This is a genomic window from Prochlorococcus marinus XMU1406, from assembly GCF_017696055.1.
Taxonomy (GTDB): domain Bacteria; phylum Cyanobacteriota; class Cyanobacteriia; order PCC-6307; family Cyanobiaceae; genus Prochlorococcus_A; species Prochlorococcus_A marinus_W.
Window position 1 is genome coordinate 25817 of record NZ_JAAORG010000003.1, and the last position, 26236, is coordinate 52052.

At 32.6% G+C, this 26236-nt stretch carries 28 protein-coding genes and 1 pseudogene; 13 read left to right on the forward strand and 16 right to left on the reverse strand.

Annotation, left to right across the window (positions count from 1 at the left end; translation table 11 throughout):
* Positions 1 to 41 precede the first annotated feature (41 nt).
* Together HA149_RS06470 and HA149_RS06475 are read left to right on the forward strand one after the other, a co-directional pair.
* Positions 42 to 152, forward strand: a pseudogene (locus HA149_RS06470) (high light inducible protein); the annotation flags it as partial.
* A 2-nt stretch (positions 153 to 154) separates the two neighbouring features.
* Entirely contained in the window at positions 155 to 334 is a 180-nt protein-coding gene (locus tag HA149_RS06475; protein WP_209115326.1) for a hypothetical protein, read from the forward strand.
* A 209-nt stretch (positions 335 to 543) separates the two neighbouring features.
* On the opposite strand, the gene HA149_RS06480 is transcribed toward HA149_RS06475, so the two are convergent.
* Together HA149_RS06480 and HA149_RS06485 are read right to left on the reverse strand one after the other, a co-directional pair.
* On the reverse strand, positions 544 to 759 hold the full coding sequence (locus HA149_RS06480; protein WP_209114141.1) for a hypothetical protein: 216 nt from the start codon (positions 757 to 759) through the stop codon (positions 544 to 546).
* 364 nt (positions 760 to 1123) lie between these two features.
* Positions 1124 to 1423, reverse strand: coding sequence for a cytochrome B (locus HA149_RS06485; RefSeq protein ID WP_209114143.1), 300 nt, complete (start codon positions 1421 to 1423; stop codon positions 1124 to 1126).
* Positions 1424 to 1567: 144 nt separating this feature from the next.
* On the opposite strand from HA149_RS06485, the gene HA149_RS06490 reads away from it, so the two are divergent.
* Positions 1568 to 1729, forward strand: coding sequence for a hypothetical protein (locus HA149_RS06490; protein WP_011818736.1), 162 nt, complete (start codon positions 1568 to 1570; stop codon positions 1727 to 1729).
* 166 nt (positions 1730 to 1895) lie between these two features.
* On the opposite strand, the gene ychF is transcribed toward HA149_RS06490, so the two are convergent.
* A complete protein-coding gene (ychF, locus tag HA149_RS06495; RefSeq protein ID WP_209114145.1) occupies positions 1896 to 2987 on the reverse strand; it encodes a redox-regulated ATPase YchF in 1092 nt (363 codons plus the stop codon).
* A gap of 143 nt (positions 2988 to 3130) precedes the next feature.
* On the opposite strand from ychF, the gene HA149_RS06500 reads away from it, so the two are divergent.
* The 4 genes from HA149_RS06500 (at position 3131) to HA149_RS06515 (ending at position 9925) form a co-directional block, all read left to right on the forward strand.
* A complete protein-coding gene (locus tag HA149_RS06500; protein WP_209114148.1) occupies positions 3131 to 4189 on the forward strand; it encodes an efflux RND transporter periplasmic adaptor subunit in 1059 nt (352 codons plus the stop codon).
* Positions 4189 to 7119 (forward strand): DNA polymerase I, encoded by a 2931-nt coding sequence (polA, locus tag HA149_RS06505; RefSeq protein ID WP_209114150.1) that lies wholly within the window; start codon positions 4189 to 4191, stop codon positions 7117 to 7119. Before HA149_RS06500 ends, polA begins: the two co-directional genes overlap by 1 nt.
* Before the next feature lie 24 nt (positions 7120 to 7143).
* The gene (gene cysS / locus HA149_RS06510) at positions 7144 to 8613 is read left to right on the forward strand and encodes a cysteine--tRNA ligase (RefSeq protein ID WP_209114152.1); all 1470 of its coding nucleotides are present in this window, start codon (positions 7144 to 7146) and stop codon (positions 8611 to 8613) included.
* Between the two features lie 82 nt (positions 8614 to 8695).
* Positions 8696 to 9925, forward strand: coding sequence for a 1-deoxy-D-xylulose-5-phosphate reductoisomerase (locus HA149_RS06515; RefSeq protein ID WP_209114154.1), 1230 nt, complete (start codon positions 8696 to 8698; stop codon positions 9923 to 9925).
* Positions 9926 to 10010: 85 nt separating this feature from the next.
* Here the strand turns inward: HA149_RS06515 and HA149_RS06520 are convergent, their stop codons facing one another.
* The 4 genes from HA149_RS06520 to HA149_RS06535 all read right to left on the reverse strand — a co-directional run bounded on the left by HA149_RS06520 (position 10011) and on the right by HA149_RS06535 (position 15199).
* Positions 10011 to 10697, reverse strand: coding sequence for a DUF1028 domain-containing protein (locus tag HA149_RS06520; protein WP_209114157.1), 687 nt, complete (start codon positions 10695 to 10697; stop codon positions 10011 to 10013).
* Positions 10698 to 11975 carry a Zn-dependent hydrolase gene (locus HA149_RS06525; protein WP_209114160.1) on the reverse strand — a complete coding sequence of 426 codons (1278 nt, stop codon included), beginning with the start codon at positions 11973 to 11975 and terminating at the stop codon, positions 10698 to 10700.
* A 94-nt stretch (positions 11976 to 12069) separates the two neighbouring features.
* On the reverse strand, positions 12070 to 14082 hold the full coding sequence (gene asnB / locus HA149_RS06530) for an asparagine synthase (glutamine-hydrolyzing) (protein WP_209114162.1): 2013 nt from the start codon (positions 14080 to 14082) through the stop codon (positions 12070 to 12072).
* A gap of 4 nt (positions 14083 to 14086) precedes the next feature.
* Positions 14087 to 15199, reverse strand: a complete 1113-nt coding sequence (locus tag HA149_RS06535; protein ID WP_245154708.1) for an aspartate/ornithine carbamoyltransferase family protein — start codon at positions 15197 to 15199, stop codon at positions 14087 to 14089.
* 260 nt (positions 15200 to 15459) lie between these two features.
* On the opposite strand from HA149_RS06535, the gene HA149_RS06540 reads away from it, so the two are divergent.
* Entirely contained in the window at positions 15460 to 15807 is a 348-nt protein-coding gene (locus HA149_RS06540) for a (2Fe-2S) ferredoxin domain-containing protein (RefSeq protein ID WP_209114164.1), read from the forward strand.
* Here HA149_RS06540 and HA149_RS06545 read toward each other — a convergent pair.
* The 4 genes from HA149_RS06545 to HA149_RS06560 are packed head-to-tail and all read right to left on the reverse strand — an operon-like array spanning position 15797 to position 19747.
* On the reverse strand, positions 15797 to 16882 hold the full coding sequence (locus HA149_RS06545) for an alpha/beta fold hydrolase (protein WP_209114167.1): 1086 nt from the start codon (positions 16880 to 16882) through the stop codon (positions 15797 to 15799). The two genes, HA149_RS06540 and HA149_RS06545, sit on opposite strands and share 11 nt — an antisense overlap.
* A complete protein-coding gene (locus HA149_RS06550) occupies positions 16863 to 18302 on the reverse strand; it encodes an NAD(P)(+) transhydrogenase (Re/Si-specific) subunit beta (protein ID WP_209114169.1) in 1440 nt (479 codons plus the stop codon). Before HA149_RS06550 ends, HA149_RS06545 begins: the two co-directional genes overlap by 20 nt.
* 8 nt (positions 18303 to 18310) lie before the next feature.
* Positions 18311 to 18604 carry an NAD(P) transhydrogenase subunit alpha gene (locus HA149_RS06555; protein ID WP_209114171.1) on the reverse strand — a complete coding sequence of 98 codons (294 nt, stop codon included), beginning with the start codon at positions 18602 to 18604 and terminating at the stop codon, positions 18311 to 18313.
* Positions 18605 to 18616: 12 nt separating this feature from the next.
* On the reverse strand, positions 18617 to 19747 hold the full coding sequence (locus HA149_RS06560) for a Re/Si-specific NAD(P)(+) transhydrogenase subunit alpha (protein WP_209114173.1): 1131 nt from the start codon (positions 19745 to 19747) through the stop codon (positions 18617 to 18619).
* 127 nt (positions 19748 to 19874) lie between these two features.
* Between HA149_RS06560 and HA149_RS06565 the strand changes: the two genes are divergently transcribed.
* The 3 genes from HA149_RS06565 to trxB all read left to right on the forward strand — a co-directional run bounded on the left by HA149_RS06565 (position 19875) and on the right by trxB (position 22289).
* Positions 19875 to 20453, forward strand: coding sequence for an EF-1 guanine nucleotide exchange domain-containing protein (locus HA149_RS06565; protein WP_209114175.1), 579 nt, complete (start codon positions 19875 to 19877; stop codon positions 20451 to 20453).
* Between the two features lie 155 nt (positions 20454 to 20608).
* Positions 20609 to 20833, forward strand: coding sequence for a hypothetical protein (locus HA149_RS06570; protein ID WP_209114177.1), 225 nt, complete (start codon positions 20609 to 20611; stop codon positions 20831 to 20833).
* A 79-nt stretch (positions 20834 to 20912) separates the two neighbouring features.
* Positions 20913 to 22289, forward strand: coding sequence for a thioredoxin-disulfide reductase (gene trxB / locus HA149_RS06575; protein WP_209114179.1), 1377 nt, complete (start codon positions 20913 to 20915; stop codon positions 22287 to 22289).
* Between the two features lie 9 nt (positions 22290 to 22298).
* Here the strand turns inward: trxB and infA are convergent, their stop codons facing one another.
* From infA to petM, 4 genes are all read right to left on the reverse strand, one after another.
* Positions 22299 to 22565, reverse strand: coding sequence for a translation initiation factor IF-1 (gene infA / locus HA149_RS06580; protein ID WP_025906690.1), 267 nt, complete (start codon positions 22563 to 22565; stop codon positions 22299 to 22301).
* Between the two features lie 93 nt (positions 22566 to 22658).
* Positions 22659 to 22871 (reverse strand): hypothetical protein, encoded by a 213-nt coding sequence (locus HA149_RS06585; protein WP_002807551.1) that lies wholly within the window; start codon positions 22869 to 22871, stop codon positions 22659 to 22661.
* Positions 22872 to 22925: 54 nt separating this feature from the next.
* On the reverse strand, positions 22926 to 23888 hold the full coding sequence (locus tag HA149_RS06590) for an NAD(P)H-binding protein (protein WP_209114181.1): 963 nt from the start codon (positions 23886 to 23888) through the stop codon (positions 22926 to 22928).
* Between the two features lie 57 nt (positions 23889 to 23945).
* On the reverse strand, positions 23946 to 24044 hold the full coding sequence (gene petM, locus HA149_RS06595; protein ID WP_011132786.1) for a cytochrome b6-f complex subunit PetM: 99 nt from the start codon (positions 24042 to 24044) through the stop codon (positions 23946 to 23948).
* A gap of 93 nt (positions 24045 to 24137) precedes the next feature.
* Between petM and HA149_RS06600 the strand changes: the two genes are divergently transcribed.
* A complete protein-coding gene (locus HA149_RS06600; RefSeq protein WP_209114183.1) occupies positions 24138 to 25067 on the forward strand; it encodes an alpha/beta fold hydrolase in 930 nt (309 codons plus the stop codon).
* A 15-nt stretch (positions 25068 to 25082) separates the two neighbouring features.
* Entirely contained in the window at positions 25083 to 25607 is a 525-nt protein-coding gene (gene ilvN, locus HA149_RS06605; RefSeq protein ID WP_011818754.1) for an acetolactate synthase small subunit, read from the forward strand.
* Here ilvN and HA149_RS06610 read toward each other — a convergent pair.
* Positions 25604 to 26209, reverse strand: a complete 606-nt coding sequence (locus HA149_RS06610; RefSeq protein ID WP_209115334.1) for a peptidylprolyl isomerase — start codon at positions 26207 to 26209, stop codon at positions 25604 to 25606. The two genes, ilvN and HA149_RS06610, sit on opposite strands and share 4 nt — an antisense overlap.
* Between the last annotated feature and the right edge of the window lie 27 nt (positions 26210 to 26236).

Consider the following 26236-nt stretch of genomic DNA (forward strand, 5'->3'; position numbering starts at 1 on the left):
AACAATTTTACAAATTAGAAGAAATGGAAAATTCAAAACCAACTTATTGGCAATATGCCGAAAGAACTAATGGAAGAATGGCAATGATGGGCTTATTTGCATTAGTTGTAAATTATGGCTTATTCGGCTGGATAATCCCAGGAATTTTTTAAAAATAAACTTAGGCTTACTTTTTCTTAAAGTAAATACTTTGGGAGTTATAACTCTTTCTGAACTTGATTGGATAACCAACCATCAATCCGATTTTTCAAGGCTAGATATGGCTTTAGTTATTAAAATCGGCCGTCTTATGGATTCAGGAGTAGTGGAAATTGATAATAGATTGTCTGTTTAATTTTTTAAAAATTGATCGTCATGAGTGTTTGTCAATAGGGATACTGACAAGCACTTTTTTATGAGAAAAAATAATTATAAAAAAAAGAGATTGTTTCTTAGCTAAAAACAATCTCTCAATCACCTAATTCTTACATGAAAATTTCAAGTAAGCTCACAGATTTTAACTGATTTGTTTTTATAGTAAATACATAAAAATGCTTTTGTTATTTATCTTTTTAAACCACCTCTTTTTATCCATAGGAACCATGTAACCCAAACAGGAGGGAGGAATCTGATTAAAAAAGAAATTTTATATATATAAAATGGAGCATTTTCACTTTGAAATAAATTTATCAAAAAGGAAGATATAGTTACCCAAAGTAAAATTATTAATATATTTGCTCCCAACAAAGCGAACTTATTTTGTTTGAATATTTTTGGCATAAGGTAAATATTTATCTTATTTATTTTAAATAACCTCCGTATATAAATTATAAATCTTCAAAAAAACTTTAAATTTAAAATCCATATCCAAATAAAAAAAATGCTAAATTTCAATCCCTCTCCAAATAATATTCCAAAAGCAATAGGAGGAGAAAATATTAAAAAAAGAATAGAGAATAAACTAAATAAAGCAAATGATCCTCTTAAAAAAAAATTCTTTCTTTTTGTTCTTCTTAGATTTTTTAAGGTATTCCGCTCCCATTCAATAAACCTGTAGAATTTTTCTGATAATAAAAATAAATACTTCATTTAAAATTATTAATTTCTATCGGGCTTTTCCTATTTATAAAATTAATTTTTCCTGTTAGCAATAAACTTTATCCCCTTCTTCAGAAAGATAGTAAATTCTATTTTCTGAACTTACAAAGAAAGTTAATCCCTTATATTGTGATCTTCTAAATTTATCTAATCTAAGTTTGTGTAAATCCCAATTATCTGTACTTATATCAGGATTAAATTCTTGTTCTTTTAAGAAAGGAACATAAGTTGGACTAATTGCTTTTTTTTTGGCTGACTTATTATTTCGTTTTGAATCAACAAATAATAGAAATAAAAGTAGAAAAAAAACAATCAGCAAAAAAAGAATTAGCAATATATTTGTCATTGTCAATTTTTCTAATTTGAAAAAACTTTATTTTGGAGAATCAAGAACTTTTCACAATAAATTTCTTAGTAAGTAAAAAATCCTATTTTTATATTCTTGTATTTTTGAATACTTATCAAGGGTTTACCTAAATCAGATTATAAAATGAGTCGCATTTTTAACATGACTCAAAATTCCATGAATACTCCTTATGCAAAAAGGGTAGCTGAAAAATTTAGAGAGGCTCAAAACTATTTAAAAACTAATGGTTTTAGTAGATCAACTAAACATTTACTGGAAGATATTGAAAATTCTGTTGAAAAATAATGCCAATACCCCCTCACTTACCACAATTACAATATGGCTACGATGATGGCTTTACAACCATTGTTTTTGGGTTAATAGGAAGTTGCTTAGGATGTATCTTAATTTTATTAATTTCATTTTTTGAATTTAAATTCAAAAAGCAAAATAGTAAGCCTTAAGAGACTTACTAAACATTAAATAAGAATTCCATTACATCACCTTCGTTAACAATATATTCCTTACCTTCACTTCTTAAAAGACCTTTAGTTTTTGCATTGGCAATTGAACCTGAATCAATTAAATTTTGATACGAAATAGTCTGAGCTCTTATAAATCCTTTTTCAAAATCAGTATGAATTACTCCTGCTGCCTGTGGCGCAGTCATCCCATCTTTTATTGTCCATGCTTTTGTCTCCTTTTCTCCGGTGGTGAAATAAGTTTTTAATCCCAATAATTTATATGTTGATCTAATTAAGGAACTTAAACCCCCTTCTTTTACTCCTAAACCAATAAGGTAGTCTTTTTTATCTTCTGGTTCTAACTCTATTAATTCAGATTCGACTTGCGCTGATATTTTTATACATTCTGTATTTTTATTGCTTGCAAAACTCTGAACTTTTGATGAGAAATCATTACCTTCAGCTAAATCATTTTCATTCAAATTTGTTGCGTAAATAATTGGTTTTGCAGTAAGGAAGCCAAGTTGCTTAATTATTAAATTTTCTTCTTCACTCAAAGATATTGATCTAACTGAAAGTCCTTTCTGTAGCTCTTCTTCAATTTTTTCTAGTAAGGTGTCTTCTTTTGCTGCCTCTTTACTAGTTCTAACCTGTTTTTTAATTCTTTCTCTTCTTTTTTGGAGTTGAGATAAATCAGCTAAATTCAATTCCAGATTAATTATCTCAATGTCATCTAAGGGATCTACCTTGCCAGAAACATGAATTACATCACTATCTTCAAAGCACCTTACAACATGAACTATTGCATCAACCTCCCTAATATTTGATAAAAATTTATTTCCCAAACCTTCGCCTTTACTAGCTCCTTTTACTAGTCCTGCGATATCTACAAATTCAATTTTTGTTGGGATAATATTTTGGCTAGAACTTAAATTACCTAACTCTTGCAACCTTTGATCTGGGACTGAAACTATGCCTTTATTAGGTTCTATAGTACAAAAGGGGAAATTAGCCGCTTGGGCCTTAGCATTTTCTACAAGTGCATTAAATAGAGTTGATTTTCCAACATTTGGTAATCCAATAATACCTGCTTTTAACATTTGAAAAAACTTATGGAAAAATTATCAAGAAACATCTTCTAGTAATATAGTATTTACTTAACCAATCTTGGATAAGTTAATTATAATCGTCTTGATTATTTATTTAGTTCCTAAATATTCTCTAATTCTGCTTTTAAAAAGAAATGTTTGATTTAATAAAAAAAAATATAAATCTAAGAAGTGGAATTATATTGCTTTCTCTAGCTATATTTTTCGTTTTTATAACCAATTCCTTCAAGAAAAATAAGTCAAAAGATATTTCTGATTTTGTAGTTCAAGTGGAAAAAGGTATCCTCTCAGATTCAATTAATACTAGTGGTGAAGTAAAAGCAATAAGGACAAGCAATATTGGGCCTCGGAAGCAAGGCGTAATAAAAGAAATCAAAGTAGATGAGGGCGATCTTGTAAAAAAAGATCAGGTTTTAGCTTCTCTTGATGATGAAGACTTTATCTATAAAATTGAAGAACTTGAACTAAATGTAGAAAAACAAAAATCTGAATTTTTAAGAAGGGAATATTTATATCAAGAAGGTGCGGTAAGTAAAGAAGACTATGAAAGTTATAAAAATAACTTCAACATTAGTAGCGCCAAACTTAATGATGCAAAAGCTGAAAAAAGTTTCTATATAATTAAAGCTCCTTATGGAGGAAAGATAACTGCAAAATATGCTGAGATAGGATCTTATGTCACACCAAGTACAAACTTAAGTTCAGACCCTAAAACCAAAAACTTTATTTTTGAACTATCAGAGGGCATAGAAATTGTTGCGAAAGTTCCTGAGAGTGACATTGGCAGAATAAAAATAGGTCAAGAAGCCTCAGTAAGAATAGAGGCTTATCCCTCAAAAAAATATAGTGCCATAGTTAAAAAAATAGCTACAAGAGCTGTAAAAGATAATAATGTAACCTCATTCGAAGTAACTTTAAATTTTAAAGATATTTCTGAAGAAATCAAAATTGGAATGACTGCAGATCTTGAATTTAGAGTCGAAGGTAATGAAGAAAAAATCTTAGTGCCAACAGTTTCTATTGTCACAGAAAATGGTGAAAAAGGAATTTTGAAAGTTGATAAAAACAATTCTCCCAAATTTGAAAAAATTGAAATTGGTATTAGTAGTGGCAATAAAACTTCAGTCATTGATGGATTAGAACCTGGAGAGCAAATCTTTATTGATATTCCACCTTGGGCTAAGAAGAGATAATGAGTTTAAAATCTGAGAACTCTAAAAAACCAATTTTACTTTTAGTCGATGGCCACTCACTTGCTTTTAGAAGCTTCTATGCATTTAGCAAAGGGATTGATGGAGGTTTAACCACCAAAGAGGGATTTCCAACAAGTGTCACTTATGGATTTCTAAAAAGTCTTCTGGATAATTGCAAAAATATTAGTCCTGAGGGTGTTTGTATTACGTTTGATACCGAAAAACCAACTTTCAGACATGAATTAGATCCAAATTATAAGGCCAATAGAGATGTAGCACCAGATGTTTTTTTTCAGGATATTGAACAACTAGAAATCATTTTAGAAGAAAGCCTTAACTTACCAATTTTTAAATCTCCAGGATACGAAGCAGATGATCTCCTAGGCACAATTGCAAATGATGCTTCTTCTAAAGGATGGTGCGTGAATATTCTTTCTGGAGATAGGGACTTATTTCAATTAGTAGATGATCAAAAAGATATTTATGTACTTTATATGGGTGGTGGTCCATATGCGAAAAGTGGTAATCCAACTCTTATGAATGAAAATGGAGTAAAAGAAAAATTAGGTGTTGCGCCAGAAAGAGTGGTTGATCTTAAAGCCCTAACTGGTGATAGTTCTGATAATATTCCGGGTATTAAAGGGGTAGGTCCAAAAACTGCAATAAATCTACTAAAAGAGAACGACACTCTTGATGGAATCTATCAGGCTTTGGACAAGATTCAACAGAACAACGATAAGAAATATAAAGGATTCATCAAAGGTTCAGTTATAGAAAAGCTCAGAAACGATAAACATAATGCTTTTCTTTCCAGGGATTTAGCAAAAATAAATACTGAGGTGCCTTTAATTTTAGGTAACGGTTATGAATTAAAAAATATAAATCAAGAACTACTTTCAGAGTCACTGCAAAAACTTGAATTATCTACACTACTTAGACAAATTGATATTTTTAATTCAACTTTCAGCAAAGGTGGTTTTGCCAAAAATAATGTAGCTAAAGAAGAGGAGAAGGCACCAAAAGTCTCAAGTAATAATGAATTAGAAAATAGTGAAAATAAAATCCCTAAAATCAAAGTAATTGTTGTAAATGATTTCGAATTACTTGATAAATTAATTCAAAGATTAGACAAGACCAATCAAATAGTTTCTTTAGATACAGAGACCAATAATTTGAATCCAATCGATGCAGAACTTGTTGGGATAGGGTTATGTCTTGGAGAAGAAAATGATGATTTATTTTATATACCTCTTGGTCATCAAACAAAAAAAGAGACCTCAAATCAATTATTAATTGAAGATGTTTTCTCAAAGCTAAGAAATTGGATAGAAGATCCAAACAAAGAAAAGGCACTCCAAAATTCTAAATTTGATAGGCAAATATTTTTTAATCATGGAATTGATCTTAAAGGCGTAACCTTTGACACTTTGTTAGCAGACTACCTTCTTAATAATCAGGAGAAACATGGGTTAAGTGAAATTAGTTTTAGATTATTTGGATTTAAGCCCCCTTCATTTAAAGAAACAGTTGGGAAGAATAAAGACTTTTCATTTGTTGATATTGATGAAGCAAGTATTTACTGCGGTTATGATGTTTTTCTAACTTTTAAGATTGTAAAAATTTTCAAAGAAAGATTTTCAAAGGAAAAAGATGAATTAATCAAATTGTTCAAAGAAATCGAGCTGCCTTTAGAGCCGGTATTGTCCCAAATGGAAATGAATGGCATAACCATAGACATCCCTTATTTGGATAAACTCTCAAAAGAACTAAAAAGTACCTTAGAAGATATTGAAAATAAAGTTTATGAATTAGCAGAGGAGACTTTTAATCTATCTTCACCAAAACAACTTGGTGAGATCTTGTTTGAAAAATTAAATTTGGATAAGAAAAAATCACGGAAAACAAAAACAGGATGGAGTACAGATGCAGTAGTTCTTGAAAGATTAGTCGACGAACATGAAATAATCCAACATTTAATAAAACACAGAACTCTTAGCAAATTACTTAGCACCTATATTGATGCTCTTCCAAATCTTATTAACAAAAAGACAGGAAGAGTTCATACAAACTTTAATCAAGCTGCTACAGCAACTGGGAGACTAAGTAGTAGCAATCCTAATCTTCAAAATATCCCAGTTAGGACTGAATTTAGTAGGAGAATCAGAAAAGCATTCTTGCCTGAAAAAAATTGGAAACTTTTATCAGCTGATTATTCTCAGATTGAATTAAGAATACTCGCTCACTTAGCGGATGAAGAAATACTAATAAATGCGTTTCATAAAAATGATGACATTCATTCTTTGACTGCAAGATTAATTTTTGAGAAAGAAGAAATATCTTCTGATGAGAGGAGAGTTGGAAAAACAATAAATTTTGGAGTTATCTATGGTATGGGAATAAAAAAGTTTGCACGTTCAACAGGAGTAAGTACTCCAGAAGCAAAAGAATTCCTAATAAAATACAAAGAAAGATATTCAAAAATTTTCAAATTTCTTGAACTCCAAGAAAGGCTTGCCCTATCAAAAGGTTATGTTAAAACAATTTTTGGTCGAAAGAGAGAATTTAAGTTTGATAAAAATGGACTTGGAAGACTAATGGGGAAGGATCCTTATGCAATTGACTTGCAATCTGCAAGAAGGGCAGGCATGGAGGCACAGTCATTGAGAGCTGCAGCTAATGCACCAATTCAGGGTTCAAGTGCAGACATTATCAAAATTGCAATGGTTCAACTAAATAAAAAATTTATAGAAATGAATGTTCCCGCAAAAATGCTTTTACAAGTACATGATGAATTATTGTTTGAAGTTGAACCAGATTCTTTGGAACTTACTACGAAATTAGTGAAGAAGACTATGGAAGATTGTGTAAAATTAAATGTGCCTCTTTTAGTTGATATTGGTATTGGAGATAATTGGATGGAGACAAAATAAACCTTATGAAATACTTAATTTAAGATGATCAAACTTTTTAATACTTTAAGCAAAAGGGTTGAGGTTTTTAAACCTATTGATGATGTAGTAAAAATTTATTGTTGTGGAGTAACTGTTTATGATTTATGTCATCTTGGTCATGCCAGAAGTTATATAGCTTGGGATGTATTGCGAAGATTTTTAATATACAGTGATTACAAAGTGAAGTATGTTCAAAATTTTACAGATATTGATGACAAGATCTTAAAAAGAGCGAAAGAAGAAAGCAGTTCAATGAAGGAAGTATCTGAAAAGAATATTATTGAATTTCATAAAGATATGGATTCTTTAGGGATAATGCGTCCGGATAGTATGCCAAGAGCAACGAATCATATATGCAATATCTGCTCCTTCATTACAATCCTTGAGGACAAAGGTTATGCATACTCTAGGGATGGAGATGTTTATTATTCTGTTTTTAAAAATAAAAATTATGGAAAGCTTAGTAAGCAAAATATACAAGAACAAAATATCAATCAGCAAGGAAGAATGGCTAATGAGGAAAATAGTAAAAAACTAAATCCGCAAGATTTTGCACTATGGAAAAAAGCCAAAGATGATGAACCATTTTTTGATTCGCCATGGGGTAAAGGTAGGCCAGGATGGCACATTGAATGTTCGGCAATGGTTAAAGATGAATTAGGAGATACTATTGATATCCATTTAGGTGGTTCTGATTTGATTTTTCCACATCATGAGAATGAAATCGCTCAATCAGAAGCAGCCAATGGCAAAAAGCTAGCAAACTATTGGTTACACAATGGGATGGTCAATGTAAATGGACAAAAGATGAGTAAATCACTTAAAAATTTTAAAACTATCAGAGAGCTAATTAAGTCAGGCATAAGCCCTATGACTTTGCGATATTTTGTTATGACTGTGAATTATAGAAAACCACTTGATTTTACGGAAGAAGCTTTAAGGAGTGCTTCAGAAGCTTGGAAAAATATTAATGTAGCCCTTTCTTTTATGGACCTTACAAAAGGTGATTTTAGATCTATTGATAAAAATGAATCTCTCGCAGAAGAATATAAAGAGAAAATAAGTTTTGAATTATCTCAAAAAAAGCTTAAATTTTCTGAGGCTCTTGGAAATGACCTTAATACAGCAGGTGCTATTGCAATTATTTACGATTTAGCGAAACCATTAAAAAACTTTTTAAACCAATTTCAAAGGGTTGAAGGTTTTACAATAGACCTAAATGAAAAATTGTTTCTACTTGAGAATTTTAAAACTCTTGAAAAGTTGACTGAGGTACTTGGTCTTAAAAAAGAGGTTTTAGTAAAAGAAAGTAAAATAAAAGAGGAAGAAATATCATCACTTATTAATGAAAGATTGAAAGCAAAAATGGAAAAGAATTATGCGAAGGCGGATGAAATCAGGAGTTTGTTAAAAGAAAAAGGTATTGAACTTATTGATCAATCAAAGGAAATAACAAAATGGATAAGGGTCTAAATTTTAAGAAAAAAACAAATTTGAAATTTTTGTTTTTTAAATACACCTTTAAATGGGAAGATATTAGAAATATCAGAGAAAATTGAAATACATTACTGTGCTCGGTTCTACAGGTTCAATTGGGACTCAAACTCTCGAAATAGCTAGTGAGCAGCCTTATAAGTTTAAAGCCGTAGCTCTTTCGGCAGGAAGAAATATTAATTTATTAACCGAACAAGTTAAAACACATAAACCAGAAGTAGTCGCGATTGAGGATGAAAATCTTATAGAAGATTTAAAAGATAATATTAATAACTTAGATTTGGATAGTCCTCCCTTGGTTTTGAGTGGGAAGGAGGGGATTAACGCAGTTGCAGCATGGGATAAGGCAGATACTGTGGTTACAGGGATAGTAGGCTGTGCTGGCTTAATTCCAACAATGTCAGCAATTAATGCGGGGAAAAATATTGCACTTGCTAACAAAGAAACTTTAATCGCGGCAGGGCCAATTGTTATTCCTGCATTAAAGAAAAATAATAGTAGGCTTTTACCTGCAGATTCAGAACACTCTGCTATCTTTCAATGTTTACAAGGATTACCCAATTATGAAAATGCAGATTTTTCAACAGGAGAGATACCTAAAGGTTTAAAAGCAATACATTTAACAGCTTCTGGTGGTGCTTTCAGAGATTGGGCCGTTGAGGATTTAAAGCATGTCACAGTGGAAGATGCAACTTCACATCCTAATTGGGATATGGGAAAAAAAATAACTGTAGATTCTGCAACTCTTATGAATAAAGGATTAGAAGTTATAGAAGCTCATTATTTATTTGGTACCTCTTACGAAAATATCGAAATAGTTATCCACCCTCAAAGTATTATTCATTCAATGATTGAGATGGAAGATTCTTCAGTATTAGCTCAATTAGGTTGGCCAGATATGAAACTACCTATTTTATATGCGATGAGTTGGCCTGAAAGATTTAAAACAAATTGGAAAAGATTAAACCTAAGTGAAATTGGAAAATTAACTTTTAAAGAGCCAGACGAGTTTAAATATCCATGCATGGGACTAGCCTACGCCGCAGGAAAATCTTCTGGGACTATGCCTGCAGTCTTAAATGCTGCTAATGAAATGGCTGTTGAACAATTCCTTAAAGAAAAAATTTCTTTTCAAGAAATTCCAACATTTATAAGTAAAGCTTGTGAATCACATATGGAGAATTTGAATTTGAGTCCCGAATTGGAGGATATTCTTGAAGTCGACAATTGGGCCAGACTTTTTGTTGAGCAAGAAATTAAAAAAGGAAAAAAATACGTAAGTATTGGATAAAAGTGAATATTAAAAGTCACCTAACTAACCATTTCTTACGACTATTGGATGTTGAACTTATAAGCAAAGTTTTTATCTTTAAACTTTATGCCACTCTGAATTCTCGTTTCATGTTCATTTCAGGCAAGTCATTCATTGAATCTCTCCATTCCTGGGCCCATTCACTTTGACTATGTCTATAAATTCTAATTAGTTCATCTACAGAAGAATCATGATAATCAACTCTAAGGTCTAAAAGGGGAAAGCCTAGTTCTCCGCTTACCTTTAGGGCGCTTGAGGTTGAACGGGGGCTTCGTCTATCTCCACCTATATTTTCTCCTGCATTAAGAGCATCAATTAGTCTTTTCCCTAATTTAATATTTGGATCACTTTGTTTAAAAACATCAGCCATCACCTCAAGAACTTCAATATTCTCTAGAAAATTGCCAGCAACAGAAAAGTTTTCTCCACTTATATGTCCGCTTATCTGAAAACATTCTTGACCTGTCCAGCATGCGCTTCTCCCATACTTATCAATTAAGTGAACCTGTCTTTTATTCCTGCCAAAATCTTCTTTAATTAAATCTTCCAAAACAATTTTTGAATCAGAGCAGCATTGGAGTGACTCAAGACTTCTTAACCCTAAATAAGGATTAGTTTGCCCTTGAGTTGCAACAGCACCAACCTGTGATCTAACGAATGAAACTGTTGAGCCAACAGCTATATGACAAGAAGAAACTGCAACACCAAATCTATTTTTTAAAGGATCAAAACCAATAATTGAAAATGTCATTTATATCATTAGAGGCTTGTCTAAAAAATTCTTATCAATAGAAAATATTGTATTTAATAAAACCTCAATACCATTAGCACATTGATCAAGAGAAGTATATTCCTTATAGGAATGACTCAGACCATTCCTGCTTGGGACAAAGATCATAACCATAGGACAAATCCTTCCTATTTCTTGTGAGTCATGACTTGCTTTGCTTGGTAAGATTCCAGTTTTAAATCCCAACTTTTCAGATTCATGAAATGAAGAGCTCACTAATTTAGGGCATGACTTAGTGGGAATCACTTCAAATTGAGCTTCTATCTGTACTACGCATCCAGTAACTTCTTGAATTTCTGAGCATAGATTCTCAATTCTTAAACTCATTTTCCCAATTACATCTTCATCCAAATCTCTCATATCTATAGTGAATACTGCCTCTCCTGGAATAACATTTGCCGCATTTGGATGTAATTTCAATTTACCAACTGTTGCGACTGCACTTTCAGAAGTAGTTTTAGCAATCTGTTCAATGCCAACAATAATTTTAGAGGCGGCCAAAAGTGCATCATTTCTATTTGACATCGGTGTAGTTCCTGCATGATTTGCCTGGCCTGTAACCTTAACGGTTATTCTTTTTTGACCTACTATTCCATTAACAATTCCGATATCCAAACCACCATCTTCTAGAACCTTTCCCTGTTCAACATGTAATTCAAGAAAAGCGAATATATCTTTTTTACTTCTTGCCGCACTTCTAATCTCAAGCCAATTTCCACCAATCAGAGAAAGATTATCAATTATTGAACAAGAATTACTAGTAATAAAATCTTCTTCGTTTACAGATAAATTACCTGTAAAGCCTTTACAACCAATCATTGTCGATTCTTCATCAGCAAAGACAATTATTTCAAATGGTCTATTTAATTTAATGTCATTTTCCTGAAGGAAAAAAGCAATTTCGATTCCTGCAATTACTCCTAAAGTTCCGTCGTACTTACCTCCCTTTGGAACAGTGTCGAGATGAGATCCAGTAACAATAGGAGGTAAATTATTATCATGACCATCTAATCTTGCAATAATATTTCCTGCAGTATCTATCCTTATTTTTAAACCTAAGTCCTCAAGGGTTTTCATAAAAAAATTTCTTGCATATATATCTTCATCAGAAAACCCTCTTCTTGAAACAGAACCATTCTCAGAAGCTCCGATTGAAGAAAAAGAATTTATCAATTCTTGGATTCTCTCCCTATTTATTACCTGTGGCTCTAGGATATTTAACCCAGCGCTATAGCTCATACTTCTATTACTTAAACCTACTTAAGGTCTCTTATTTTTCAAATAAAACCTGTATTGGTTTACACCTTTTCAGAAATTAATTTAAGGAACGAATTCAAACTTTCCAACCTAAATTATCAGCCATCTTTTGAGCCTTATCTGGGATATCCTCAATTATAAAAATCTTATATAAGATCTGAACGCTTAAAAGATGATTGATTATTGCATCCAATTGTACTTTTTCTGAGGCATCAAGCTCTGAACTAAAAAATTTATTCAGCAAATTATTTACTTCTGTTTCATCCAAGATTCCAAATTCTCTTATCCTCTCTGGACTTAAAAACTCACCCACAATTTCCTGCATAGAACTTAAATTATCTTTATCTGCATGAGAAGGGGGAGCCATAAAAGGAAATTTTTCACGTTTATATAATGATTCAGGCAGTAATCCTGACATGGCTTCTCTTAAAACATACTTCTCGACATTGTCTTTAATCCTTAATTCAGGGGGAACAGCAACAGCAGCTTCAGCTAGGTAATGATCTAAAAATGCAGGTCTGGCTTCCATTGAATTTGACATATCCACTCTATCTCCTCCCCATGTGAGAATTTGGCCCTCAAGCATAGTCTTCATCCAAACGTACTGAGCCTGATCAATTGCGTATCTATCCTCTAACTGTTCAAGATCAAGTTCTCCAAAAATTGCCGCTCCAGGATCATAATCTTCCGTTAACTCTTTATATTTACTTGAGACTAGACTTTTGGCATAAGTTTCACATGCAAGCCAAGGTTGAAGGCAACTTGGCGTAAATCCTAAAAATTCCTTGAAAGATTGATTACTTATCTCTTCATTAGCTAGCATCGCGCCTTTAAAAATATCATTTGAATTTTCTAGATTTTCTTTAAGATTCCTAGATTCTGCATTAGAAATTCCTACCCCATAGGTATACATATCTTTTCTAAAAGCGGGATAGCCACCAAACAATTCATCTGAACCCTCTCCTGTCATAACGACCTTATAATCGAGCTCATTCACTCTTTTACTCATAAGGTATTTTGCAATTGCAAGGGTGTTATAAATAGATCTTTCAGTAAACCATAGAACCTTTTCAAAATTCCCATACAGATCATCCCCATTTATTTTTAAAATCTCATGATCTGCATTTGTGGCGACAGCCATCTCTTTTGCTATCGAAGTTTCATCATATCTTTCATCACTGAAACCAATCGTGAATGCCTTTACTGATTTTTGACTTATTGCAGAAGCCAATCCCAAAATTGAGCAACTATCAATTCCACCGGATAAATAACAGCCGACCGGAACATCAGCAACCATTCTTAATTCGACAGCTCTCAACAATTCTTTTCTAATATTTTCAATAAAATATTCTTCACTTTTTTCTCTTTCATAATTGTTTTTCTTTGGGAAATTTATATCCCAGAACTTTTCCTCTGTTATCTGAAATTGATTATTTAATCTTTTGACCTTAAGAATATATCCAGGCTTAACTTGTTTAACACCTGCAAATGCTGTAGAGCCAGGGACCATAACCTGCATCAACTGATGAACCAGTCCTTCTCCCGTAAATTTTCTTTCAACTGATGGATGGGCAAATAATACTTTTAATTCAGAGCCAAATATTATAGAATCATCGGTCTCAATCCAGTATTGAGGTTTAATCCCAAATCGATCTCTTACAAGATAAAGACAATCCTTTTCTGCATCAAACAATGAAAAGGCAAATTCTCCTCTCAGATAAGATAATGACTCATCAATGCCATATTTCTCATAAAGTCTAAGCAATATTTCCGAATCACTTTTTGAAGAAAAGTTTACGCCCTGAGCAACAAGATCAGCCCTGATTCTTTGAAAGTCATAAAATTCACCGTTATGTGCCATCAAAATATGATTTTTGTCACCTCCAATAAAAGGCTGTCTAGCTCGATTTTCATTTAAATCTATTATTGATAGTCGCGCATGACAGAATCCTACAGAAGCATCATCTGATAATTTATACCCAAAACCGTCCGGTCCACGATGGCTTTGAATAGCAGCCATATTTACAAGAATCTGAGGTTCAACAGATTTATCTTTTGATTTATTAAAAACCCCCCCTATTCCACACATCTAGTTAAATGACATCCATTACTCTTGTTGTTCTATCCATCAGACAGGTAAGTAATGCCATTCTTACAAATACTGCGCCTCTTGACTGAGCAAAATACCAATTTTTTGAGGTCTGATCCAGTGATGTTGACAATTCAGGGCCACGCGCAAGTGGATGCAATATTATTGAATCTTTTTTAAATGGCAACTCACTGTGCAATCTAAATGCACTTCCATGAACCTCATAATTTTCTCCCACCCATGCAATTGCATTTATATAGGTAACGTCCAAGGAAGGTAATACTTTTTGCATATCCGTCTCCAGCTGAATCTTTAGACCAGATTCAATAAGTTGTTCCAGCTGACCTTCATCAAATAGATCGTTCTGATCGATGGATTTGTCATCGTAAATGACAATAATTTTTTTTATGAAATATGAAAACTTGCAGAATAATTTCAGAAGAGATCTGACCGTTCTCATACGTGATGGAACTCCGATGATACCAATGGTTATTTTTTCACTATCATCAATTGATTTGTTAACCAGATGCGGTCTCCATTTAAAAATCGTATAAAGATCAGACATCGCCTGAGTGGGATGTTCATCGATTCCATTACCGGCATTGATTATTGGAATTCTCAATGATTTTGTCATTTCAAAAATCGCCTTATTGTCACTTTCTCTGAGGACAATGCAGTCACCGTAATTATTAAACATATGAGCAATATCCAGATGGGTTTCTCCCTTGGCAATTCCAGTGGAACTTTTATCGGTGATATTTATTGAATCGCCACCCAGCCTGTGCCATGCGCTGTCAAACGATAATCTTGTTCTGGTGCTTGGTTCATAAAAGGCATTTATGAGTATCTTTCCCTTGAGGGGACTGTTATGGGAAATATATCTGTTTGGATTACTTTCAAATTTTGCCGCCAGCCTAAAAAGTTGTAGGAGACAATCATTACTAAAGGGGTCTATAGAAATTACATGCCTGTCCAATAACTGATATAAAAATTCAGCTCTTTCCTTGATTTCAGATAATAAATTCTGAGGATGAGTGGAGCCGTAAATATCAGGTCCGATTCTTGAAAAAGAAAATGATTTTTCCTTATGTAAGGTTTTTACTTTATATGATCCCAAAATATTAAAGTTCAAAAATTGTGCCGATAACTACATTTTTATAAAAAAAAATAAATAAAGACAAGTAATTTCAAAGAAAAATCTCAGAAAATGTCTAATTATTATCAGTTTCTGTATAGAACTAATACAGGAAATATTTAATTCAGCTCATAATTTAACAGCAATACTAGTTGCTTTACCCTTTGAAAAAGAAGTTTTAACGGGTGATTGTATCATGCCCTAGAATTAGCTTAATGGGAGTATGGCAGAGGGATTTAAAAATGACAAAATGGGTAAATAAACACCTTCTGCTATGCGCAACACCCACAAAACAGAAATGCTTTAAAGGAAATGAAGGTCAAAAAACATGGGAATATCTGAAAAAGACTTTAAAAAAATTTGAGAATGATCCCTGTACAAAAAACGTTCATATATTAAGATCAAAAGCTGACTGTTTAAGAATATGTAAGAACGGCCCAATTCTTCTTGTTTGGCCTGATGGTATTTGGTATGAGAAAGTTTCTCCAGAAAAAATTTCAGAAATTTTTACCTCACATATTATTAACGGTAAGCCAATAGAAAAATGGATTTTTAAAAAAACACCATTTTTAAATAGTCCTAGATACTAATAAACCAGTTCTTTACAACTTCGTCTGACCAGCAGCCATTAATCGAATGAAAACCATTATGACCTCCTTTTTCAGTTATAAAAATAGTAAATTTATCAATAAATTTTCCTCTTAAATTCAAAGTTGCATTATATGGAACCCAAGGATCATCTTTGGCATGAATAAAAAGCATTTGAGGTAATTTTTTTATTGAGTTTTGGATTCTAAATATTGGAGAAGCTTTAACATAATAATCTTCTAAAGAATTAAATCCCCAACTAGGAGCTGTAAATTTCTGATCAAATTCCCTTATACTTTTTAAACTTCTAATTTTTTTTCTTAATTTCTCATTATTAAGAATTTTGCCTTCATCATTATATCCCTCCCATAACTGATTTTTTAAGCGGTTAAGTAACCATTTTTGGTATATATAATTTCTAGATTTTTCAATACAGAGACTGCATGATGATAAATCTAAAGGGCTACTCACACAGGCTAGGCCATCTAAAAGTTTTTCTCCTTTGTTTTCATCGTAATCTAAGCAGGAATTTAAAAGAATTGTTCCGCCTAAAGATAATCCAACTCCATAAATTGGAAGATTATTCATCTTAATCAGATCTTTAAACTCTAAATTAATGAATTTTTTAAAATGATTAATTGCTGAAATAACATCACTGGAGCATCTAGCACAATAATTTCCTTTAGCTAAATATCTCGCAGATCCAGATCCTCTTAGATTTAATTTAAGAACTCCAAAACCATTATTTACTAATTTCCTAGAAATTCTTCTTAAACCAAACCGTTTAGTTGAGCCCCCTAAACCATGTGTAACGATTACAAAACCTCTAAGAGAGTTTAAGTTTTCAGGTAATTCTAAAAACCCTAGAAGATAATCACATTCAAATTTTTTAGAAAGAATTTTATGAATCGGAAAGAATATTTTTTTATTTTTTTTTGATTTACCAAAATCAATAACAAAAGTATCTCTCAAAGTTTGTAAGTCACCACCTATCCAAGGTAAGACTTCTCGAAATGGCTTATTTTTTAAGTAATCTGAAAAGCTAGAAGATATACTATTATTTCTCCCCAACTCCAAGATCCTTTAATTCTCCAATCAAATCATTCAGTACCTTTTTTGCATCACCAAAGACCATAGAGGTATTTGGAAGATCAAATAAATCATTTTTTATTCCGGAGTAGCCTGCACTCATGCCTCGTTTAATTACAAATACCGTTCTTGCTTCCTGCACATCAAGAACTGGCATACCATATAAAGGAGAAGAGCTATCATTTTTAGCCTGAGGATTAACCACATCATTTGCTCCTAAAACTAAAACAACATCCGTTGCTGGAAAATCAGGATTTACAACGTCCATCTCTTTAAGTTGTTCATAAGGAACATCTGCTTCTGCTAAAAGTACATTCATATGTCCAGGCATCCTCCCTGCTACAGGATGTATTGCATAAACAACTTCAATACCATTTTGCTCAAGTTTTTTTGTAACTTCCCTTAAAGTATGTTGGGCTTGAGCTACTGCTAAACCATAACCAGGAACAATTATTACCTTGTTAGCTGCCTCTAAAGTCAATGCACATTCTTCAACGCTGCAAGAAGTTATATTTGTATATTCTCCTGAACCAGAAGAGGCTGTACTTTGCGCAGATAAAGATCCTCCAAAAAGAACTGATACCAATGATCTATTCATACCTTTGCACATTACTTGAGTAAGTATTAGACCTGCAGCTCCAACCATTGCGCCTGCTACTATCAAAAGCTGACTATCTACAACGAAACCTGCTGCTGCTGCTGCAATCCCTGAATAGCTATTTAATAAAGATATAACAACTGGCATATCAGCTCCACCAATTGGTAAAGTAACTCCTATACCTAATAAAGAAGAAACTATAACTAAAAGCCAAATAGAACTTGTATTACCGTTTATCAAATCAAAAAAGGCTATCAAGGAAGCAACTGCAAAAACAATATTTACAAAATGTCTAACTTTGCTCTGAGTCCATCCTGGAGTTGACAGCCAACCCTGTAACTTTGCCATTGCCACAATTGAACCTGTGAAAGTTATGGCACCAACAAATATAGAAACAGAGATTGAAACTTCGTTAATCAGTGACTTAAAAAAATCAAGATTTTCTTGGCCACCAGATATAGGAAAAATAGCCACTCCTAAGGCCACTAAAAGTGATGACATTCCTCCACAACCATTGAACAACGCCACTGTCTCAGGCATGGAGGTCATAGGTACTTTTTTTGCAAGTATTGCTCCGAACAAACTACCTATGATCGATCCAATTATTATCCAAACCCAAGACTGAATAGAAATTCCAGAAGAACCCAAATAATAAGAAAGTAATCCTATTACTGATAACGACATTGCAAATGCAGCTAATCTATTGGCATCCCTTGCTGATTTTACTTTTGACAATCCTTTAATTCCCAAAGCCAGTAAAAGTACAGCTAGAAGGTCAATAACGAATTTAATAATTACAGGTAGATTCATGTTAAAAATTACTTCTTATTTGATGGTTTACGACTAAACATCGCGAGCATTCGATCAGTTACAAAGAAACCGCCTACGACGTTGAAAAGAGCAAATCCAAGAGAAACTGAACCAATTATTAAAAGAGGTACGTTACCTTCTGCTTTTACAATTAAAGTTAATGCTGCCAGCATTGTTATTCCTGAAATTGCATTTGCTCCGCTCATTAGAGGTGTGTGAAGAGTAGGAGGAACTTTTCCAATTAACTCGAGACCCAATAAACTGCCAAGTAAAAGAACCCAAAGAAGACTTACAAAAGACATAATTTTAAAACCTCAATTTTCAAAAACTTTATTTTGAAGAACAACTCCTTCATCGCTTAATAAACATCCAGAAATGAGTTCATCCTCTTTATCTAATTTAATTACACCATCTTTTATAAAAGGCGTAATCAAAGATGTTAAGTTCTTAGCATAAAGTGAACTTGCATCATAAGGAACTGATGAGGGTAATTCTCCCGCTCCTATAAGTTTTACCCCATCTTTGATAATAGTTTCATTTGATTTTGTTCCTTCACAATTACCTCCCTGAGAAACTGCCAAATCAATCACTACTGCACCAGGCCGCATTTTTTCGATCATCGGAGAGTCTATTAAAACAGGAGCCTTTTTACCTAAAACTTGCGCGGTACATATAGCAACATCAGCTTCAGATAAATATTTAGTTAAAGTAGCCTTCTGTTTTGAAAGAAATTCAGGAGTTACAGCTTTTGCATAACCTCCTGCCTCTCCTGGTTTTTCGTCAACTTCAGGAAGTTCTATAAACCTTGCTCCAAGAGACTCTACTTGTTCTTTAACAGCAGGTCTTATATCGGATACAAATACTATTGCTCCAAGTCTTTTTGCTGTAGCGACTGCCTGCAATCCTGCAACGCCTCCTCCAAGAACCACTACTTTGGCAGGTTGAACAGTTCCTGCTGCAGTCATAAGCATTGGGAAATATCTATCTAACTCACTTGCAGCTAAAAGAACTGCTTTGTATCCGGCGATATTGGCCTGAGAAGAAAGGACATCAGAAGATTGAGCTCTACTAATCCTCGGAAGCAACTCTAGTGATAAAGCTGAAATCTTATTACTATCAATAATCCTGAGAAGCTGCTTATTACCGTATGGGTTCAGAAGACCAAGAAGAACAGCGCCTTCCTTTAATTTAGTTAAATTCTCCTCAGATGGAGTTTGAACACAAAATATTAAGTCCGCTTCACCCCAAATTTTATGATCTAAGTTATTTATTATTATTCCGCCCGATTCTTCATATGATAAGTCACTAAATCCTGATAATTTTCCAGCTGAACTTTCAATATAAACATCACATCCAAGGCCTTTTAATTTCTTTACCGCTTCTGGTGTAGCTGAAACTCTCCTTTCACCAGAGCTTTTTTCGGAAGGAATAAGTATCTTTGTCAATTTATTGATTTTTTTAACATACTAAATATAAATTGAAGAAAGTCAAAAGTCTTGGATTTTTGTTAAAAATATATTTTCTTTTCTATAAAAAATAGCTATCTAGAATATATAGGTACTAAATAATCCAATGAGTATAAAAGCAATCGAATGTCCTGATGGAGTATGTCACAGTCATCATGGTGGTCATGCTGTTCCCAGACAAGCTATGCAGAAAAATCTAGAAAAGCATGGTAAAGACTGGTGCGAGAAATTAGCAGAGCGAATTTATGAAATGTCAGTTGATACTTATTCGCAGACAGTCATGCCCAGTCTTCACTCGGCAGGTTGGCAAAGAAGACATTTAGATTGGGAATTCAAGCTTGCAGAAAATGATTCTGAACCTGATGAGGCTCTAGTTGAAGGAATTATCAATGCCACAGAAAGCTTCTTAAGAAGTAGTGAGGTGCATCGATTATTTATTCAAGAATTAGTCCAGGGTACATTTGAAGAAGCAAATGACAAAAAAATAATTTCTAAAGCAATAAAATCTATTATTGAAGAAGAAATTGTTACTACGCTAAGAGAAAAGAAAGAAACTCTTTTGAAGAAAATATCTGCAAAATTAGTATCAGAAGAAAAAGTTAGCGAGGAACTTGCAATAAATTCAGCTAAAGAGGGTTTTGAGGAAGTCGAAAGGCTACTTGCAAATCACAGCGAAGCAGTTTAACCTCAATTCTTTATATTTTCTTCATAGTTGGCGCAAAAATCCGCTCAAATATAAATTAAATATTAAATTACTGTTTGAAAGTACAAAGTTGTAACTTATTAGACATTTGATATGTTCTTTGATGTGTTTACCTATATAGAACACCTTAAGTTTCAATGGAAAATTTCATTAGAAAAAGGATCGATATTGCAACCTGTTGGGCTACCAATAGGATTTCTGTAATGGATACTTTAGAAAAATATGAAGATAGTTATGCAATCGCAGAAGAATTTAGAGAGTGGATACTACATATAGGAGAAAAGAATGAAAATTTAAGAGATTCTGTTTTAAACTTCCCAAAGGAATTAAAAGAATTATTAGACCAAAAAGTAAACGACTAAATAATAAATTCATCGTGTAAAATCCGATCTTCATTATTCCGTCTTATTTATTATTATTAATAATGATACTTGTAAATAAATGGAAAATAACGAGAAGACTTCAAACGTAGAAAATGTTGTAATTATAGGTTCCGGGCCTGCGGGTTTTACAGCTGCGATATATGCAGCACGAGCAAATCTACAACCTTTGCTTGTAACCGGATTTAATTCAGGTGGTATTCCTGGTGGACAATTAATGACCACAACATTTGTTGAAAATTATCCAGGTTTCCCCGATGGAGTATTAGGTCCTGAATTGATGGACCTAATGAAGGCCCAAGCAGAAAGATGGGGGACAAATCTATATGAAAGTGATGTTGTCTCAATTAATACTGATTTACATCCATTTGAATTAAAAACTTTAGAAGGGACTATAAAAGCAAACTCAATTATTATTGCGACTGGAGCAAGTGCAAATAGATTAGGCGTAATAAATGAAGATAAATTCTGGAGTAAGGGAATAAGTGCTTGTGCAATTTGTGATGGGGCAACTCCACAATTTAGAGATGAAGAACTAGCTGTTATAGGAGGAGGAGACTCTGCATGTGAAGAAGCAGCATATCTCACAAAGTATGGAAGCAAAGTGCATTTGATTGTTAGATCAGAGAAATTAAGAGCTAGCGCAGCAATGGTAGATAGAGTAAAAGCTAATCCAAAGATAGAAATCCATTGGAATACAAAAGTTGATAAAGCTAATGGGTCTGAATGGCTTGAGAAAATAGAAACTATTCATTCTCAAGAAGGTAAAGGGGAGATCAATATAAAAGGTCTTTTTTATGCAATAGGGCACACCCCAAATACTAATTTCTTAGGCAATAAAATTGATTTAGATAACAAAGGATATATTGCTTGCAAATCAGGAAGGCCAGAAACATCTGTTGAAGGCATTTTTGCGGCAGGTGATGTTGTTGATTCTGAGTGGAGACAAGGAGTTACCGCTGCAGGAACTGGATGCATGGCAGCATTAGCTACAGAAAGGTGGTTAGCAGAGAAAAACTTAGCAAAAACTATAGTCAGAGAAACACCCGAACCAGAAAAAAAACTTAATTCATTAGATTTTAATGAAGAAGAAGTTAATGAAGATACTTTCGATTCAAATTCTGAATGGCAAAAAGGCAGTTATGCATTGAGGAAACTTTATCACGAGAGCAAAAAACCTATCTTAGTAATTTTTAGTTCCCCAAGCTGTGGCCCATGTCATGTTTTGAAACCTCAGTTAAAAAGAGTAATTAAAGAACTTGATGGTGCAGTTCTTGGCGTTGAAATAGATATTGATAAAGATCAAGATATTGCAAAACAAGCTGGTATTAACGGCACACCAACAGTTCAACTTTTTAAAGAAAAATTATTAAAAAAACAATGGCAAGGTGTTAAACAAAGAAGTGAGTTTAAAGAAGCGATAAAAAATATTATCTAAAGTAACTTTTTATTTATTATTTCTCTTGGGATTATTTTTATTAGTAGTAGGTCTAGCACCACCTGCATTCCTCTCTCGATAAGTTATCCTCCCTCTAGAAAGATCATAAGGACTTATCTCAACTAACACTTTATCTCCAGCTAATAATTTAATTCTAAATTTAGTCAATTTACCTGCAGCTCTACATAAACATTGATGTCCTTCAGGTTGTTCTAAGGTAACCAAATAAAATCCATTACCCTGCTCTTTTTCTATTACACCTGAAGTTTCAATCATTAATTAATCTTTTACTAAGTACATCTTATCAGAAAAAGATTGGCCAAAATTGATTTAAAAAAAAATTTGATCCGTAAAAATATGAAATTCAATTCAAATTGAAAATTTAATTTCATTAATTATTTGAAGTTGACCATAGTAAAAATTTGCTTTCGCAATTTTTTCAGAATCTTCTAATTGATCAAAAAAAACAAACCCAAGGCTTTCCCATAATGAAGATCCGCAAACATTATTCAATTCATTTTTTGCTTCTTTTGCAAAATTATCTAGTTTTCGTTCAAGATTTTTAGACTTAGAAACAGACATAATCAAAAATATTAACATAGTACAAATATACTATGTAAGTCTAAAATTGCAATATTAAAAAGGTAATCTCTTTTTTTCTTCAATATTAAGATCTGCTTCCATCTCCCTTAATCTTTTAAGTATTTGTTGGTAGTAATCCTTGATATAACTCTCTAGTGAGGTCATATCTTCTTTTTTAAGTTCCAATATTTCGTAAGTTTTGCTCATGTCAGCATCTAATGTTTCACCACTACTAGTTACTTCAGCAAAAGCCAATCGCTCAGCGACATTAAGAGAATCTTGGAAAAAGGAAACTACTTTTTGAGTGAAATTAATTATGAAAGGGGAAACTCTAAAAATTTTCGCCTTTTTTTCACTAAATTTTTCACATAAAGATATAACTTCATTTGAATCCCATGCTTTGGGACCTACTAATGGCAATGATGTTCTGTGAGTTTTTGGATTATTTATTGCTGCTACAACAACTTTCGCCATATCTTGAGTATTCATATAAGCAATTTTAGTTGGTGTCCCACTCATCCATACTGCTTGACTATCCAAAATTGGGATGGCGAATTGACCAATAACTCCTTGCATAAAAGCTGCGCATTTGAAGATTGTATAGTCCAAAGCCGATTTCTCAAGAAGTTTTTCAGTGCAAAATTTAATATCCATCAAAGGGACATTTCTAAACTTTTCTGTTAAGAGGATAGAAAGGAATATTACCCTTTTTACATTTGTAGATTCACAAGCATTAAATAAGTTGAGTTTTCCATCCCAATCTATTTCATAAATACTTTTAGGATCATCTGGCCTGCTGGTCGCTGCATCAATAACTACTTCAATATCTTGTAATGCATATTCAATATCTGAAGAACTTAATAAATTACCTTTTGTTAGTTCACAACCCCACTCTTGTAGAAAGGAAGCTTTTCTTGGGTTTCTGACAAAGCATCTTACTTCATGTCCATTTTCTATAGCTTGCTTTGCTATTTGTCTACCAAGTGTCCCTGTTGCTCCTACTAAAAGAATCTTCATATTTAAGATTTACTTAACTTTTAGACCATAACTCAAATTGTGATGAATTCGTGAGAATCAATCTCCCTGAAACTTTAATAACAAAGCTCCGCCAACCAATCCTATTGGTATCAGTATCCAAAAAACTGCCGCAATACTAAAAATTTCTTTAGCCATAGTAAAATTTAATGATTAATATAATTTACATTCAATATACATTTATTTGTTAAAAAAGTAGATAATGCAAATATCTTGAAAATTTTCAAATATATGAATAATAATTTCAAAAAAAATATAAACTTTCCTAATTACTGGAATTGGAATGGTTTTAAAGTTTGTTGGAGTGTTACAGGCGAAGATAATGAAATTCCAATTATCTTTCTCCATGGATTTGGCGCTAGTCGAAAACATTGGAGAAACAATTTAGGATATTTTGCGAAAAGGAATTGTGCCTCTTATTCTTTAGATTTAATAGGATTTGGGGATTCAGATCAACCTGGGATTAGACAAATTGGAAAACTAGATAATGAGATTTGGTCTAATCAAGTAAAAGACTTTATTGCACAGGTGATAAGACCAAAGAATTCTGGGAAAGTAATTCTTATTGGCAATTCCCTTGGATCACTAGTTGCTTTAACATGTGCTGTTTCATTAGAGGATCAAATTTCAAAAGTTATTGCATCCCCTCTGCCAGATCAAATTCAAGAAAATAAAAAGTCCATAACAAAAAAATTATCATTTAAAAAATTTCAAGATAGATTCATAAGAATATTTTTTATGTTTTTCCCTTTGGAGATTATTTTATTTTTAATAACCAAATTGGGAGTTATAAAACTGGGACTAAATTCTGCCTATTTCAAAAAAGATAGTATTGATAGCGAATTAATAGATTTGATAACGAAACCAGTTCTAAGGAGAACTTCAGCTAGATCATTAAGAGCAATGTGTATTGGGATGTCTTCAAGAGATGAAAAATTTCAAGCTTCTTACCTTTTGAGAAAACTTAGCGCCTCAAAAAAAGTTCCTTTTTTATTGATTTGGGGAGAAAAAGATAATTTCATACCTTTGTTTGTTGGTAAAAAGATTGCAAATTTCCATAGATGGGTAAAATTAAAAATAGTATCCAATTCAGGGCATTGTATCCATGATGAAGATCCTTCTGTATTCAATAGAATCTCTTATGAATGGATTAGAGATTAAAAAACCTCTTAAAATATGAAACATACATTATCAGTTCTTGTAGAAGACGAATCTGGAGCCTTGAGTAGAATCTCAGGTCTCTTTGCTAGAAGGGGATTCAACATAGATAGCCTCGCAGTAGGACCTGCAGAATCTAAAGGGATTTCAAGGTTAACAATGGTAGTAGAAGGTGACGATGAAACTCTTCAACAAATGACTAAGCAACTTAATAAGTTATTTAATGTTCTTGGAGTTGTAGATTTTACTAATCTCGCAGCTGTTGAGAGGGAATTAATGTTACTAAAAGTTTCATCGAAAGAAGATACCAGGAGTAATATCCTTGATATAGTACAAATTTTCCGTGCAAAAGTTGTTGATGTATCAGATATGGCCTTAACTCTCGAGGTGGTTGGGGATCCTGGGAAGTTAGTTGCTTTAGAGAAATTACTCGAGCCATACGGCATCCTTGAAATTGCAAGAACTGGTAAGGTTGCACTTAAACGCTCTTCAGGAGTTAATACAGAAATGTTGAAAATTAACAAATATTCGCTAGAAATTTAATTATTTATCTGGACTGACTTGATGTAGTCTTCCTTATTGATTTTTTTGAGTATATCTAATCCTTTAATAATCTTTCCAAAAATCGAATATCTTCCATCTAGTTCTGGAATCTTACTAGTTACAAAAAAAAATTCAGTAGATGAAGACTTATTCTTACCCCTCTTAACCATAGCGATTGAACCAATCTCAAAAGTATTAACTAAATTTTCAGTTTCATGAGGATTTTTTACTTGATAGTTATATCTAGGTTTAATTTCTTCTTTGAATTTTATTTCTAAAGGTATTGATGAACTTGTCTTATTCAGGTTTTGTTTTCGTTCAATATAAAGTTTATTTTCTGGATTAACACCACCATGTATAAACCTTATTTGGGGATAATTTATTATTTTATAAAATTTTTGATTTACGTAAATATTATTGTCTATGTTTTTAAGAAAGTTTGATACTGTAACTGGGCTATCTTTACCAAATAATTTAACCTCAAAATCACCTTTTGTAGTTTTAAAATAAACTACTTTATTACTCTTAATACAACTAAATTTCAGTTTTTGGCAATAATAATTAGAATCAATCTTATTTTTATAATCACAAGCTTGCACCAAAAACAAAACCTGTATAAAAGATAATAT